This is a genomic window from Nocardiopsis sp. Huas11 (genome assembly GCF_003634495.1).
Taxonomy (GTDB): Bacteria; Actinomycetota; Actinomycetes; order Streptosporangiales; family Streptosporangiaceae; genus Nocardiopsis.
The window spans coordinates 3,666,579-3,681,580 of sequence record NZ_RBKY01000001.1 but is presented as its reverse complement, the minus strand read 5'-3'; the positions used below and the strand labels follow the sequence as shown (position 1 = coordinate 3,681,580).

The 15,002-nt window shown below is 72.1% G+C and carries 11 protein-coding genes; 1 reads left to right on the top strand and 10 read right to left on the bottom strand.

Annotated elements, in window-relative coordinates:
- Positions 1 to 67: 67 nt before the first annotated feature.
- The 4 genes from DFP74_RS16860 to uvrC all read right to left on the bottom strand — a co-directional run bounded on the left by DFP74_RS16860 (position 68) and on the right by uvrC (position 4,689).
- Positions 68 to 463, bottom strand: coding sequence for a DUF488 domain-containing protein (locus DFP74_RS16860; protein ID WP_121188318.1), 396 nt, complete (start codon positions 461 to 463; stop codon positions 68 to 70).
- 44 nt (positions 464 to 507) lie between these two features.
- Positions 508 to 1,482 carry a uridine diphosphate-N-acetylglucosamine-binding protein YvcK gene (gene yvcK, locus DFP74_RS16855; RefSeq protein WP_121182620.1) on the bottom strand — a complete coding sequence of 325 codons (975 nt, stop codon included), beginning with the start codon at positions 1,480 to 1,482 and terminating at the stop codon, positions 508 to 510.
- 304 nt (positions 1,483 to 1,786) lie between these two features.
- Entirely contained in the window at positions 1,787 to 2,671 is an 885-nt protein-coding gene (gene rapZ / locus DFP74_RS16850) for an RNase adapter RapZ (protein WP_121182618.1), read from the bottom strand.
- Positions 2,668 to 4,689, bottom strand: coding sequence for an excinuclease ABC subunit UvrC (gene uvrC / locus DFP74_RS16845; protein ID WP_121182615.1), 2,022 nt, complete (start codon positions 4,687 to 4,689; stop codon positions 2,668 to 2,670). Before uvrC ends, rapZ begins: the two co-directional genes overlap by 4 nt.
- A gap of 464 nt (positions 4,690 to 5,153) precedes the next feature.
- Here uvrC and DFP74_RS16840 point away from each other — a divergent pair, with 464 nt between their 5' ends.
- Positions 5,154 to 6,314, top strand: a complete 1,161-nt coding sequence (locus DFP74_RS16840) for a mechanosensitive ion channel family protein (protein WP_199725681.1) — start codon at positions 5,154 to 5,156, stop codon at positions 6,312 to 6,314.
- A 74-nt stretch (positions 6,315 to 6,388) separates the two neighbouring features.
- Here DFP74_RS16840 and DFP74_RS16835 read toward each other — a convergent pair whose 3' ends face one another.
- From DFP74_RS16835 to DFP74_RS16810, 6 genes are all read right to left on the bottom strand, one after another.
- Positions 6,389 to 6,775 (bottom strand): Rieske (2Fe-2S) protein, encoded by a 387-nt coding sequence (locus tag DFP74_RS16835; protein WP_121182611.1) that lies wholly within the window; start codon positions 6,773 to 6,775, stop codon positions 6,389 to 6,391.
- 125 nt (positions 6,776 to 6,900) lie between these two features.
- Positions 6,901 to 7,605 (bottom strand): RDD family protein, encoded by a 705-nt coding sequence (locus DFP74_RS16830; RefSeq protein WP_199725680.1) that lies wholly within the window; start codon positions 7,603 to 7,605, stop codon positions 6,901 to 6,903.
- Between the two features lie 153 nt (positions 7,606 to 7,758).
- The gene (gene uvrA, locus DFP74_RS16825) at positions 7,759 to 10,593 is read right to left on the bottom strand and encodes an excinuclease ABC subunit UvrA (RefSeq protein WP_121182609.1); all 2,835 of its coding nucleotides are present in this window, start codon (positions 10,591 to 10,593) and stop codon (positions 7,759 to 7,761) included.
- Between the two features lie 333 nt (positions 10,594 to 10,926).
- The gene (locus DFP74_RS16820; RefSeq protein WP_121182607.1) at positions 10,927 to 11,952 is read right to left on the bottom strand and encodes a TerC family protein; all 1,026 of its coding nucleotides are present in this window, start codon (positions 11,950 to 11,952) and stop codon (positions 10,927 to 10,929) included.
- Positions 11,953 to 12,303: 351 nt separating this feature from the next.
- Positions 12,304 to 13,386, bottom strand: a complete 1,083-nt coding sequence (locus DFP74_RS16815) for a glycosyltransferase family 4 protein (RefSeq protein WP_121182605.1) — start codon at positions 13,384 to 13,386, stop codon at positions 12,304 to 12,306.
- Complete coding sequence (locus DFP74_RS16810) at positions 13,383 to 14,984, bottom strand: lipid II flippase MurJ (RefSeq protein WP_121188316.1); 1,602 nt, start codon at positions 14,982 to 14,984, stop codon at positions 13,383 to 13,385. Before DFP74_RS16810 ends, DFP74_RS16815 begins: the two co-directional genes overlap by 4 nt.
- Positions 14,985 to 15,002 lie beyond the last annotated feature (18 nt).

Sequence of the window (15,002 nt, the reverse complement as noted above, 5' to 3'; positions counted from 1 at the left end):
CCGGCGTGTTGCCCGGCCACCGTCCGCGCTGGCCGGGGGCCCTGTGGGCCTTCATGGCGATGTGCGGTCAATTGCTCCCGCCGGCGAGCAGGCCCCTCACGTGGTCGCGCAGGACGAGCGCGTGGTTGTGCTCGGTGTCGCGGGCGGCGTAGAGCAGGGTGACCGGCCCCCGCCGGGCCGCGGCCAGGAGCGGTTCGAGGACCTCGGGCCGCCCCCGCAGCTCGTCCCGGTAGCGCTCGGCGAACACCTCGAAGCGTGAGGGATCGTGCGCGAACCAGGTGCGCAGCGCCTGGCTGGGCGCGGCGTCCTTGAGCCAGGCCACCCCCTCCAGGGCGGACTTGCGCACCCCGCGCGGCCAGAGCCGGTCCACCAGGAAGCGCGCCCGCACGGCCCCCGCCCCTTCGGGGTGCTCGCGCACCTCGTCGTGGACCCGCTCGACCCGGACATCGCGTTGAACGGCCATGACGCGGGTGTGCCCGGACCGCGCCCCGGGCAATCGCGCCCGTTTCAGGCCGTCAGGATGCGCTCCAGGGCCGCCGCCAACCGCTCCGGGTCGTGCCGGGGCGTGCCGTCGCCCCGGCTCAGGTCGTCCAGTTCCAGGCGCCCGCCCAGCCGGCGGACCACCGTCGTGAGCGGTTCGACGTCGTCCACGGTCCCCCGGTCGGCCAGCACCACGTCCACCCCGAGCTTGGGCGCGTGCTCGTGCAGGACCTCCAGGTAGGTCTCGGGACGGAAGTGGTCGGTCTCCCCGCGCTGCGGGGACAGGTTCAGCGTGACCATGCGCTGGGCGCTCGTGCTGACCAGGGCGTCGGCGAGCTCGGGGACCAGCATGTGGGGCAGCACACTGGTGAACCACGAGCCGGGGCCGAAGACCACCCAGTCGGCCTCGCGGACCGCCTTGACCGCCTGCGGGCTGGCCGGAGGCCCCTCGGGGATGAGCGAGATGGACCGCACCTGACCGCTGGTGCTGGCGCACGCCACCTGGCCCCGCACGATCGTGGTCTCCTCGGGCCGCAGCGGATCGATCCCGGCCACCTCGGCCGCGATGTCCAGCGGGACCGACGACATCGGCAGGACCCGCCCGTGCGCGCCCAGGAGCTGGCCGACCCAGTCCAGGCCGGCCACGGAGTCGCCCAGCAGCTCCCACAGCGCCACGATGAGCAGGTTGCCCACGGCGTGGCCGTGCAGGTCGCCCTCGGAACGGAACCGGTGCTGTATCACCTCGCTCCAGGTGTGTCCCCACTCGTCGTCGCCGCACAGGGCCGCCAGGGCCATCCGCAGGTCACCCGGGGGAAGGACGCCGAGCTCCTCGCGGAGGCGGCCGCTGGACCCGCCGTCGTCGGCGACCGTGACGATCGCCGTCACGTCGGTGGTCACCCGGCGCAGAGCGGTGAGGGAGGCGTGCAGGCCGTGCCCGCCCCCCAGGGCGACCACCCGGGGCGGGCGTCGGCCCTCCTCGTCCGGTGCGGTGCTGTTCGACATGGCTGTGGCCTGCCCCCTCGTCCCGTGTACAGCAAGCGCGGCCGGCCGCACCGCCGACGGCGGAACTGCGGACCACCCGCGCCCGGACCGCCGGGCACCCGTTCCGTGGAGGAACCGGGACCGGCGGTGACCGGGCCAATGTAAGCCAAGACGCCCCGCTTGGCGATTCGGTTCCGCACCGGCCCGCCGCCCGCCCCGAACACTGGTGGGCGGGGCTCGCCCAGGACCGGAGCCGAAGGCTCTCCGTCGAGGGCGGTGGTCCCCCTCGCGAAGCGCCCCCGGACGGTGGTGGGCGACGGGCGGGTCACTCGCGTCCGACGTCCCGGTGCACCACGTGCACGTCGACCTCCTGGCTGCGCAGCTGGTCGGCGAACTGCTCGGCCATGGCCACACTGCGGTGTCTGCCGCCGGTACAGCCCACCGCGAGGGTCATGTAGTGCTTGCCCTCGCGCTGGTACCCGGCGATCGTCAGCTTGAGGACCTCGGCGTAGGCCTCGATCATCTCCTTGGCGCCGTCCTGGGCCAGCACGAAGTCGCGCACCGGCTCGTCGCGCCCGTCCATCGGCCTCAGGTCGGGCACCCAGTGGGGGTTGGGCAGGAAGCGGCAGTCCAGCACCAGGTCGGCGTCGACCGGCAGGCCGTGCTTGAACCCGAACGAGACGACGTTGGCGCGGGGACGCGCCTCGTCGGTCTCACCGAAGAACCCGATCACGCGGGCCTTGAGCTGGTGGACGTTGAGCTGGGAGGTGTCGATGACCAGGTCGGCCTCCCCGCGCACCGCCAGCAGGGTCTGGCGCTCCCGGTCGATGCCGTCGGTCAGCCGCCCGTCGCCCTGCAACGGGTGGGGGCGGCGCACCCCCTCGAACCGGCGGACCAGCGCCTCGTCGCTCGCCTCGAGGTAGAGCACCCGCGCGACGATGTCCCGCTTGCGCAACTCCTCCACGGTGGACAGCAGGTCCTCGGTGAAGGCCAGCGAACGCACGTCCACCACCACCGCGACCCGGGGCACCGCCCCGTGCGTACGCCCGGCCAGCTCGATCATGGTCGGCAGCAGTCCGGGCGGCAGGTTGTCCACCACGAACCAGTCCAGGTCCTCCAAGGCCCTGGCCGCCGTACTCCGGCCCGCACCGGACATCCCGGTGACGATGACCACCTCGGGCGGCAGCTCGCCGCCCAGTTCGACCGTCATGTGTCTCCTCCCCCGTCAGTACTCTGCTGTCCCGCCGCCCGATCGGTGTCCCCGTCGGCGGGCCCTCCCGTCAGGTGCGCGTGCACGGCCTCCGCCAGCTTGGGGCCGATGCCCGGCACCGCCGCGATCTCCTCGGCCGTGGCCGAGGCCAGTCGTTTCACCGAACCGAACTCCTTGATCAGCGCGGCCCGGCGGGCCGGACCGAGTCCGGCCAGTTCGTCCAGGCTGCTGCCCGTGAGCGCCTTGGCGCGCATCTGCCGGTGGTAGGTGATCGCGAACCGGTGGGCCTCGTCGCGGACCCGCTGCAACAGGTACAGGCCCTCTCCCGTCCGCGGCAGGATGACCGGGTCCTCGTCGTCGGGCAACCAGACCTCCTCCAGGCGCTTGGCCAGCCCGCACACCGCCACGTCCTCGATCCCCAGCTCGTCCAGCGCCCGGCGCGCCGCCTCGGCCTGGGGCCGCGCGCCGTCCACCACCACAAGGTTAGGGGGGTAGGCGAACTTTCCGGGTGACGGCTCGGAGTCGCTTTGATGACCGCCGTGGTCGCCGGTCTCCCCCATCCGGGCCACCTCGCCGCTGCGCGAGCTCTCCTCCAGGTACCGGCGGAACCGGCGGGTGATGACCTCGTACATGGCCGCGACGTCGTGCTGCTCGGCTCCGCCCGCCCCGCTGCCGCGGATGGCGAAGCGGCGGTACTCGGACTTGCGCGCGAGCCCGTCCTCGAACACCACCATGGAGGCGACCACGTGCTCGCCCTGGAGGTTGGAGATGTCGTAGCACTCGATGCGCAGCGGCGCCTCCGGCAGGTCGAGCGCCTCCTGGATCTCGTTGAGGGCGCGCCCGCGCGTGCTCAGGTCGCCCGCCCGGTGGGTCTTGTGCCGGGCCAGCGACTCACGGGCGTTCTTGTCCACGGTCTCCATGAGCGCCTTCTTGTCGCCGCGCTGGGGCACGCGCAGGTCCACGGCCGAACCGCGGTGCTCCGACAGCCACGAAGCGAGGGCCTCGATGTCGGTGGGGGCGTGGGAGACGAGCACCTCGCGCGGGACGGCCGTGCCGGTCCCGGCGGTCTCGTCGGTGCCCTCGGTGGCCCCGTAGAGCTGGCCGAGGAAGGTCTCCAGGAGTTCGCCCGGCCCGGCGTCGGTGACCTTGTCGACCACGTATCCGCGCTGGCCGCGGATCCGGCCGCCGCGCACGTGGAAGATCTGCACCGCCGCTTCCAGGGGGTCGTCGGCCATGGCGATGACGTCGCAGTCGGTGGAGTCGGGCAGCACGACGGCCTGCTTCTCCAGGGCGGCCTTGAGCGCCTCGATGTCGTCGCGCAGCCGCGCCGCCCGCTCGTACTCCATCTCCTGGGCAGCCTCGGTCATCCGCGTCTCCAGCTGCCGGATGAACCGCCCGGTGTCGCCCGCCAGGAAGGAGCAGAAGTCGTCCACCAGGTCCCGGTGCTCCTCCGGGGTCGCCTTGCCCACGCAGGGGGCCACGCACTTGCCGATGTAGCCGAGCAGACAGGGCCGACCGCTGTTGCGGGCGCCGCGGAAGACGCCCGGGGAGCACGTGCGCACGGGGAAGACGCGCAGGAGGAGGTCGACGGTCTCCCGGATGGCCCACGCGTGGGAGTAGGGACCGAAGTAGCGCACCCCCTTGCGCTTGGCGCCGCGCATCACCTGCACGCGCGGGAACTCCTCGTTGAGGGTGACGGCCAGGTAGGGGTAGCTCTTGTCGTCGCGGTACTTGACGTTGAAGCGGGGGTCGTACTGCTTGATCCAGGAGTACTCCAGCTGGAGCGCCTCGACCTCGGTGCCGACGATGGTCCAGTCGACGTCGGCGGCGGTGGAGACCATCTGCTGGGTGCGGGGGTGCAGTCCGGCGAAGTCACGGAAGTAGGAGGAGAGCCGCGACCGCAGGTTCTTGGCCTTGCCCACGTAGATGACGCGGCCCGACCGGTCCCGGAACCGGTACACACCGGGAGAGGTCGGGATGGAACCGGGCGCCGGGCGCAGGTGTGGAGTCGCAGCCATACCGATATTCTCGTGGGTCCCGGTGACATCTGGCCACTCGGCGCCGTTCTCGGGCGACCGACGCGCCACGGCGCCCGTGCCCCCGGATCGCTTCCGGCCCTGCCGGCCGCCCGGGTCCGTCTGGGTCCGTCTGGGTCGGCGCACGGGCTCGTGCCCGGGGAGGCCGGCGCCACCGCGGCCGATCGTGATCGTGGTCACACCACCGGCCCCGCGGTGCCGGGCAGCGGGCACCGCCTGAGCCCGACCCCTCTCACGCGGTGGCCGGGATCACGCTCCCGCCCCTGGTCCACACTCCGGTGAGCCCGTGTCCGCCCCCGCGCGCCCTCCGCCGGTTGACCCGAGCCCCTGCGGCGCTTGGCGTGATGCCTATCCCTCACTTCAAACGTCACGATTGTATTTCCGCATGGTCTAGGTTGAGCTGGTACGAACCATCTGACCGACTTGACGACAAGGGGGACCCCCTCGTGGACGCCGCCCAATGGATCACCCTCGGCATCGTGATCGCCGTCGCCCTGGCCCTGGTGTTCGTGGTCCACTGGCTCCTGAACCACCAGCTGGGCAAGGTCTGGCCGATGGCTCGCTACGTGGTCTCGCGTTCGGCCGTCACCGCCTACCTCGCCGCGGCCGTGGTCGGTGCCAACCTGGCCCTTCCCAGCGCCGCCGACGTCGGCTGGAGCACCTACCAGGCCATACAGCACCTGATGCGCATCCTCATGATCGGGACGCTGACAGGGCTGGGCATCAGCCTGGCCTACGCCGCGACCGACATGATCCTGGCCAAGCTGTCGGTGTCCAACGGTGACGCCGACCGCAGAGCCAGGCGCTACCAGACCCAGGTCCGCCTGCTGCGGCGGGTGGTGACCTCGGTCATCGTGGTGCTGGCGATCGCCGCCATCCTGTTCACCTTCCCCCAGGTCCAGGCGTTGGGCGCCGGGCTCCTGGCCTCGGCGGGCGTCATCGGCATCGTCGCCGGTGTGGCCGCCCAGTCCACCCTGGGCAACCTGTTCGCCGGCCTCCAGCTGGCCTTCAGCGACTCACTGCGCATCGGCGACGTGGTCGTGGTCGAGGGCGAGTGGGGCCGGGTCGAGGAGCTCACCCTGGTCAACGTCACCATCAAGATCTGGGACGAGCGCCGCCTGGTCGTCCCGGTCGCCAACTTCACCACCACCAGCTTCGAGAACTGGACCAAGCTCGGCACCGCGATCACCGCCAAGGTGGTCCTGCCGCTGGACTGGGAGGTCCCGGTCGCGGAGCTGCGCGAGGAGGCCGGCCGGCTGATCACGGCCAGCCCCAACTGGGACGGTCGCAGCTGGTCCTGCCAGGTCGTGGACATCTCCGAGGCCGGTGAGATCATGGTGCGGGTGGTGGCCACCGCCGCCGACACCGGCGCGCAGTGGAACATCGCCTGCGAGATCCGCGAACACCTGGTCGGCTGGCTCGTCGAGCACTACCCCGAGTCCCTGCCGCGCAACCGCACCGAGTTCATCTCCTCCGGCGAGGAGTCGCCCTACGCGGCGGAGTTCCCCACCTCCGCCTTCCGGCGGGCCTCGGCCGCCCGGGAGTCCAGCGGAGCCCCCCGCAACGGCTCCACCGGCCCGCCCGGCGGCGACCCCGGCGAGGTCTGAGCCGCCGCAACGCACGAGGCGCCCGGAGCGAACCACGCTCCGGGCGCCTTCGCGCGCCGCCGCTCTGAGAGCGCTCAGTCGAGGATGATGTCGGTGCCGTCGATGGTGACGGTGAACCCCTGCAGCGGCTCGGTCGCCGGCCCGGTGACCACCTCGCCGGTGGCCACGTCGAACTCGCTGCCGTGGCACAGGCAGCCGATCACCTCGTCGACCTCCTGGACCGTGCACCCGCCGTGCGTGCAGGCGGCGCTGAAGGCGCGGTAGTCGCCCTCCTCCGGCTGGGTGACGACCAGCTTGCTGTGGCTGAACACCGTGCCCCCGCCCACGGGCACGTCCGTGGTCTGGCCGATCACCTGGCCGCGCCGGACCTCCTGCGGATCGGGCGGCTCACCGCCGCAGGCGCTCACGGCGGTCACGGTCGCCGCCGCCCCCGCCGTTCCGAGCAGGCGCCGCCTGCTCACTCCGCACCCGCACGTCCTCTGACCAGACACGACAGAACGCTCCTCACCTGCGCTGGGATTCACTACGAACTGTAGTAGCTGTGGTGAGGTGTCCCGTTCCGGGGTGGTGTGACCCGCCCCCGGTGTCAGCGGCCCACCTTCAGGACCACCGTGCCGGCGATCCGGTCGTGCAGGCCCTGCCGGTTGGGCCGGTCCCAGTAGGCCATGCCGCCGATGCAGACCAGGGCGGCCAGGAAGACCGGCCACCACAGCCAGCCGGGCAGCGGCAGCAGCAGCACCGGCAGGCCGTACAGGGCCGCGCGGGCCGTCACCGCGCCGGCCGGGATCGGCGCCAGGCGGCCGGCCGCCGCCACGGGGGCCACCTTCAGACCCACCACGCGCTTGCCCAGCGTCTGGCGCCACAGCGCGACCGAGACGGTCTCGTAGCCGGTGTGGACCACGAAGAAGACCACCGCGAGCAGGGACGCGAAGTGGTCGCCGCGGTAGCCGCCCGCACCGACCGCACGCAGGCCGACCACGGCCAGGGACAGCACCAGGGCCACCAGCAGGGCGGGCAGGCCGACCACGACGAGGTCGACGAGGCGCGCCAGGGCGCGCGAGGTCCACGGGGCCAGCGGGTAGGGGCCCTCACCCGCGGCAGGGGCGCCGGACGCGGCGGCGGCCGTGTGGGCGGCGTCCGGGCGGGGGCCACCAGGACCGCCGGGGCCGCCGGTCCCGGCAGGGCCGGCAGCGTCGGGGCCGGCAGCGTCGGGGCCGGCCGGGCGCGGCGGCCGGTGCGCGCCGGGCGGCACATCCCCGGCGTGGCCGGGCGGGTACGGAGGAACGTTCATCGGGGCGGACGGCCTCCCTGTCGGGGCAGCGGGTGTCACGGGGGCACGGTGGGGACGGGCCCGACTGTACCCGCCGCACCGAACACCCGTCGTCGGCGGACCAACGGCGCGTGGCCCGGCCCGCGGGGGCCGGGCCACGTCAGCGCGCGGGTGTCAGAGCATCTTGGCGAGGAACCGCCCGGTGTAGGACTCCGCGACCGCGGCGACCTCCTCCGGCGTGCCCTGGGCGATGACCCGGCCGCCGCCGGAGCCGCCCTCGGGGCCCATGTCGATGACGTGGTCCGCGGTCTTGACGACGTCGAGGTTGTGCTCGATGACGATCACCGTGTTGCCGGTGTCGGCCAGCCGGTTCAGGACGCCCAGGAGCTTGCGGATGTCCTCGAAGTGCAGGCCGGTCGTGGGCTCGTCGAGCACGTAGACCGTGCGGCCGGTCGAGCGGCGCTGCAGCTCCGCGGCGAGCTTGACCCGCTGGGCCTCACCGCCCGAGAGCGTGGTGGCGGGCTGGCCCAACCGCACGTACCCCAGCCCCACGTCGGTGAGCGTCTGCAGGTGGCGGCGGATGGCGTTGATCGGCTCGAAGAACTCCAGGGCCTCCGAGATCGGCATCTCCAGCACCTCGGAGATGTTCTTGCCCTTGTAGCGCACCTGCAGCGTCTCGCGGTTGTAGCGGGCCCCGTGGCAGACCTCGCAGGGCACGTACACGTCGGGCAGGAACTGCATCTCGATCTTGAGCGTGCCGTCACCCGAGCACGCCTCGCACCGGCCGCCCTTGACGTTGAACGAGAACCGCCCCGGCAGGTACCCGCGCGTCTTGGCGTCGGTGGTCTGGGCGAAGAGCTTGCGGATGTGGTCGAACACCCCGGAATAAGTGGCCGGGTTGGAGCGCGGCGTGCGTCCGATCGGGCTCTGGTCGACGTGCACGACCTTGTCCACCTTGCCGGTGCCGTTCACCCGCAGGTGCCGCCCGGGCACCTCGCGGGACCCGTTGAGCTCCTTGGCCAGCGCCTTGTACAGGATCTCGTTGACCAGGGTGGACTTGCCCGAGCCGGACACCCCCGTCACGGCGGTGAACACGCCCAGCGGGAAGGCGGCGTCGATGCCCTCCAGGTTGTTCTCCCGCGCCCCGCGCACCACGAGCTCGTGGCCCCGGGTGAGCGGACGGCGGGTCTCGGGCACCGCGATGGCGCGCCGCCCCGACAGGTACTCACCGGTCAGCGACGTCTCGGAGGTCAGCAGTTCGTCGACCAGGCCCGAGACCACGACGTGTCCGCCGTGCTCCCCCGCGCCGGGGCCGATGTCGACCACCCAGTCGGCGGCGCGGATGGTGTCCTCGTCGTGCTCGACGACGATGAGCGTGTTGCCGATGTCGCGCAGCCGCTGCAGGGTCTCCAGCAGCCGGGCGTTGTCGCGCTGGTGCAGGCCGATGGAGGGCTCGTCCAGGACGTAGAGCACACCCACCAGGCCGGAGCCGATCTGGGTGGCGAGCCGGATGCGCTGGGCCTCGCCGCCGGAGAGCGAACCGGAGGAACGCGCCAGGCTCAGGTAGTCCAGTCCGACGTCGAGCAGGAAGCCGAGCCGGGCGTTGATCTCCTTGAGCACCTGGGCGGCGATGACCATGTCGCGCTCGGAGAGCTGGATCCCTGCCAGGAACTCCGCGCTCTCGCTCAGCGGCATCTGGGCGACCTCGGCGATGGACCTGCCGCCCACCGTCACCGCCAGTACGACCGGCTTGAGCCGCGTCCCCTCACAGGTGGGGCAGGGCACCGTGCGCATGTAGCCCTCGAGCCGCTCGCGCCCGTAGTCGCTCTCGGTCTCGGAGTGGCGCCGCTTCACCCAGGGGATGACGCCCTCGAACTCGGTGTAGTAGGAGCGGTTGCGCCCGTACCGGTTGCGGTAGGTCACGTGCACCTGGGTGTCGTGGCCCTCCAGGATCGCCTTGCGGGCCCCGCGCGGCAGCCGCTCCCAGGGCGTGTCCAGGTCGAAGCCCAGCGCGTCGCCCAGCGCCTGCAGGATGCGGTCCCAGTAGCCGCTGGTGGAGCCGCTCGACCAGGGCGCCAGCGCGCCCTCGGAGAGCGTGCGCTCGGGGTCGGGGACCAGCAGCTCGGCGTCGACCTCCATGCGCGTGCCCAGACCGGAGCAGTCCTGGCAGGCCCCGTAGGGGGCGTTGAAGGAGAACGAGCGCGGTTCGAGCTGTTCGAAGGACAGGTCGTCGTAGGGGCAGTACAGGTGCTCGGAGAAGACCTTCTCGCGCTCGGGGTCGTCGGCCTCCAGGTCGACGAAGTCCAGCACGATGGTGCCGCCGGCCAGCTTCAGGGCGGTCTCGATCGAGTCGGTCAGGCGCCCGCGCGCGGTGTCCTTGACCGAGAGCCGGTCCACCACCACGGCGATGTCGTGCTTGTCGTAGCGCCCCAGCTTGGGCGTCTCGTCCAGGCGCACCGCGGCGCCGTCGACCACGGCGCGCGTGTACCCCTTGGACTGCAGGTCCTTGAAGAGCTCGACGTACTCGCCCTTGCGGCCGCGCACCACCGGGGCCAGGACCTGGAAGCGGGTGCCCTCGGTCATCTCCAGGACGCGGTCGACGATCTGCTGCGGCGTCTGCCGCGCGATCTCGCGCCGGCACTCCGGACAGTGCGGAACACCCACGCGCGACCACAGCAGGCGCAGGTAGTCGTACACCTCGGTGATCGTGCCGACCGTGGAACGGGGGTTGCGGCTGGTGGACTTCTGGTCGATGGACACCGCGGGGGACAGGCCCTCGATGAAGTCCACGTCCGGCTTGTCCATCTGCCCGAGGAACTGCCGGGCGTAGGCGGACAGGGACTCCACGTAGCGCCGCTGACCCTCGGCGAAGATCGTGTCGAAGGCGAGTGAGGACTTGCCCGAACCGGACAGGCCGGTGAACACGATCATGGAGTCGCGCGGAAGGTCCAGCGAGACGTCCTTGAGGTTGTGCTCGCGGGCTCCCCGGACTACCAGTTGTTCGACCATCGAGTAGGACATCCTTCGGCTTTGGCGCACAGGAGACGGGCCACGTCGCGCGACGTCGGCTGGACCCGTGTGTCTTCGCGGAGTGGCGGTCGAAGGCCTGCGGCGGCCGCATCGGGACCGCGGGTCCGGGCCGTGGAGGGGGCGTGTGAACAGCCGTCCGCCACCCCGTCCGACAAGACTAACGACCGCCGACGTCGGTTTCTTCCAACACGAGAAAGTGGCGGCGCCCCGGCGGCCGAACCGCCGGAGCACCACCACTATAGACGAACGCGTGTTCGATTCGAGCTGTCTTCGGGGATGTCCCCGCGACCGCTCAACGCAAGCCGTCCGATATCAGGAACGGTCTCCCGTGGTGTCCTTTTCCTTCGCCGCGTCCACCGCGTCGCGACGCCGGTCGTCCATCTTGGACTTGATCAGGCTGCCCACGATGGTGACCGTCATGACACCGATGATGACGGTCAGCGAGGCGCCGATCCCGATGTCGATCACGTGCACGCCGTTCTCGTGCAGGGCGTGCAGGATCATCTTCACACCGATGAACAGCATGATCGCCGACAGACCCCAGCTGATGTAGGCCAGCCGGTCCATCAGCCCCGCCAGCAGGAAGTACAGCTGGCGCAGACCCAGCAGCGCGAAGGCGTTGGCGGTGAACACGATGTAGGCGTCCTGGGTCAGACCGAAGATCGCCGGGATGGAGTCCACCGCGAAGACCAGGTCGATGACGCCGATGGCGACGATGACCATGAGCATCGGCGTCACGTGCAGGCGCTGGTCCAGCCGCACGAACATGTGCGCGCCGTGGTAGTCCTTCGTCACCGGGAAGAACCGGCCGACCAGCTTCACCACCGGGTTCTGGGTGTAGTCGGTCTGGTGCTCGTCGCCCTTGACGTGGTCGCGGACGATCTTGTAGCCGGTGTAGATCAGGAAGGCGCCGAAGAGGTAGAAGACCTCGCTCCAGGCGTTGATGACCTGCGCGCCCAACACGATGAAGACACCGCGCATGACCAGCGCGATGACGATGCCGATGAGCAGGACCTCGTGCTGGTACTTCTTGGGCACCGCGAAGGCGCCCATGAGCAGGTAGAACACGAAGAGGTTGTCGATGCTCAGGCTCTTCTCGGTGATGAACCCCGCGAAGTACTCCGCGCCGGCGGTCGAACCGCCGAAGTACATCAGCCCGAAGCCGAAGAGGATGGCGATGCCCACGTAGAAGGCGGCCCACCAGGCCGCCTGGCGGACCCCGAACTCCTTGGGTCCGCTCTTCTTGCTCCAGGGGTGGTCGACGATGGCCAGGTCGATGACCAGGATCAGGACCATGGCGCCGATCGTGGCGGCCCATACCCACAAGGGAACGTTCACGGGTGAAATCTCCTCCGGTAACCGCGCGCGGACGTGGCGCGCGCACGTTCAAGTACCGGAGGTCTCTCCCGCCCGTGCCGAGAAGGCACGGACCGACGGCACCGGGAGTACGTCACTGTCCTCCGTGATGACGGCACCGCCGCGACAGGGATACTCCCCTCACGTGGCATAAGGATACCGGCACCCACCGCACAGCGGTACGCGCCGGAACGTTCCAAGCATGCCAGGAGAAGCCTCTCCAGGGAAGTCACCCCCACGGTGGCGTTCACCGCACCGCGGCGATACAGCCCTGCTACCGCGGGGACACCCTCCGCGGGCCCCGGCCGCGACCACCCGCCCCCGCCACCCGGTTCACCCCCGCGTCACCGCCTTGTACACCGCGGACGCCGCCTCCACCGCGTCGTCCTCGGTGGGCAGCGCCGCCGCCGCCCGGCGCGAGCGCGCGCGCAGGTCCCGGGCCAGCTCCGGCTCGTCCAGCACCCGGCCCACCGCCGCGGCGAAGGCACGCGCGTCCCCGGCCGGCACCATCAGCACCGTCCCGGAGTACAGGTCGGGGATGCCGCCCACACGCGTGGACACCACCGGCAGGCCGGCCCGCAGCGCCTCCATGATCACCAGCGACGGCCCCTCCCACTGACTCGTCAGCACGAACACGTCGGCCGCCGCCAACAGGTCCGCCACGTCCGAGCGGTGCCCCAGCATCCGCACGTCACCGCGCAGCTCCGCCGCCGAATCGTGCAACGCGCCCCACAGCGGCCCGTCCCCCGCGATCGCCACCACCGGCTCGGGCCGCCGGTCGGCGATCAGCGGAACCGCCTCCAACAGGGTGTCCAACCCCTTCTGCGGAGCCAGCCGGGCGATGGTCAGCACCAGCGGCCGCTCCGGAAGCACCCCCAGATCCGCCCTGGTGGCCTCGCGCCCGTTGAACGGCGCGCCCGTGGACGGGGCCGCCACCACCGCCATCCGCGCGTCCCGCGCCCCGGCCGCACGCAGCCGGCGCACCAGGTCCCCCGACACGCCCAGCACCACCTCGGCCCGGCGCGCCACCAGGCGCTCCAGCACCGGATAGGCCGCCGCCAACGGACCGCGCAACGGCGGCGGCGCGTTGTGCGCGGTCACCACCAGCGGCGCCGACCCCGCCAGGGCGCACAGGGCGCCCGCCCGCAGACCGTGCGCGTGGACCAGGTCCGCGCCGCGCACCAGGGCGCGCAGCCGCATCACCGCCCCCGGATCGGACCACGCCGGCACGGGCCCGATCGGCACCGGAGAGAACCGCATCCCCTCCCGCGTGAAACCGAACTCCCGCTCCGCCGAGGCCGGACCGAGCACGGCCACCCGCATCCCCCGCCGGACCAGCCCCGCGCCCAACGAACGGACGTGGCGGCCCACACCTCCCGTACTGGTCCCCACGACCAGCGCGATCCTGCCGTTCACCGCTTCCCCCTTCGACTGTCGAGTGCGCTCCTGGCCCGTCCCACGACCGCGCGTACCGCCGCACGGTCCACCACGGCGGCGACCACCGCGTAGCCGGCCAGCGCCACCGTCGCCGCCGTCACCGCGGCGCCCAGCGTCGGCCACACTCCCTCCGCCGGCAGGATCGGCACCAGAGCCCGCCCCGCGCACCATCCCACGGCCCCGCCGGCCGCCGCCGCGCCCAGGGACCGCCCCAGACCGCCCAGCGCGGCCCGCCCGTGCGCGCGCACCACCGCCGCGCACAGCAAGGCCGCGGCCAGGCTCAGACCGATCGTGCTCCCAGCGCCCAGGGCCGCGATGGTCCAGTCCGGCCGACTCGCCCACACCAGTACCACCGCGCACACCATCACCACCAGCCACCCGGCGACCTGCGCGAGCGCGGCGGGCCGACCGCGGTGGGAGGCGAACAGCGCACGGCTCAACAGGGCCACCAGGCCGAACCCCACGACCCCCGGCGCGTAGGCCAGCAGCGCGCGCTCCAGGGGCAGCGGGTCCTGCTGGGCGAACACGGCCGCCACCGGGCCCGCGGCGGCGGCCAGAGCGGTCCCCAGACCCGCCGTCACCACCACGCAGGCGCGCGCCGCCCCCGAGACCACGGCGTCGAACCGGACCTGGTCGTGCTCGGCGTGCGCGACCGACAGCGCCGTGAAGGCGCTCGTGGCGATCGGAACGGCGATCACCCCGTAGGGCAGGGCGAACAGCGCCCAGGCGTAGGTGTAGAGCACGGCCGCCCCCGCACCGCCGCCCCAGTTCGCCAACGCCACCGACAACAGCAGGCTCACCTGCATGGCCACCAGCGGAAGGAGGGAGGCCGCGGCCAGGGCCCGCACCCGCTGCCCCACCCCCGGCGGGAAGGTCAGGCGCGGCCGCGGACGGATCCGCAACCGGGCGGCCGGACCCAGCACGGTGAGGAAGAGCGCCGACACCCCGAGCGTGGTCCCCACCGACAACGTCAGCTCCGCGGCGGTCGACAGACCGCCGATGTCCTGGCGGTGGTCGGCCCCCAGGGGGACGAACGCCAGGTAGACCGCGATCACCACGAGACTGGACACCAGGGGCGCCAGCGCCGGGGCCAGGTACCGGCGGTGGGACTGCAGCACACCGTAGAGCACCGCGGCCAGGCCGTAGAAGACCACCTGCGGAGCGAACACCACCACCATGCGCGCCGCGAGCGCCAGCAGCGCGGCGTGGTCGCAGCCGGCGCCCTGCCCGAGCATCAGGGCCATCGCGGGCACCGACACCAGGGCGATCAGGACCGCCAACGGCACCGAGAGCACCAGCACCCAGGTGACCAGGGCCGACACCGTCCACCGCACCTGGTCGTGGTCGCCCCGGTGCGCGGCCGCGGCGAGCACCGGCACGACCACGGCCGTCAGGGCGCCGCCGATGACGATCTCGAACAGCACCGCCGGCAACTGGTTGGCGGTGACGTAGGCCGTGCCCAGACAGGTGTCGCCGACGGTCTGGGAGAACACCACGGTGCGACCGAATCCCGCCAAACGGGCCCCGACGGTGACCACCGCGATGAGCACCGCCGCCGCACCGACGCCCCGTGTCACTCCGCGACCGGACCGGGG

Bases quoted from the DNA above. Each gene is read 5' to 3' on its own strand.
- DFP74_RS16860 (WP_121188318.1), bottom strand. From the start codon at position 463: ATGGCCGTTCAACGCGATGTCCGGGTCGAGCGGGTCCACGACGAGGTG.
- yvcK (WP_121182620.1), bottom strand. From the start codon at position 1,482: ATGTCGAACAGCACCGCACCGGACGAGGAGGGCCGACGCCCGCCCCGG.
- rapZ (WP_121182618.1), bottom strand. From the start codon at position 2,671: ATGACGGTCGAACTGGGCGGCGAGCTGCCGCCCGAGGTGGTCATCGTC.
- uvrC (WP_121182615.1), bottom strand. From the start codon at position 4,689: ATGGCTGCGACTCCACACCTGCGCCCGGCGCCCGGTTCCATCCCGACC.
- DFP74_RS16830 (WP_199725680.1), bottom strand. From the start codon at position 7,605: ATGAACGTTCCTCCGTACCCGCCCGGCCACGCCGGGGATGTGCCGCCC.
- uvrA (WP_121182609.1), bottom strand. From the start codon at position 10,593: ATGGTCGAACAACTGGTAGTCCGGGGAGCCCGCGAGCACAACCTCAAG.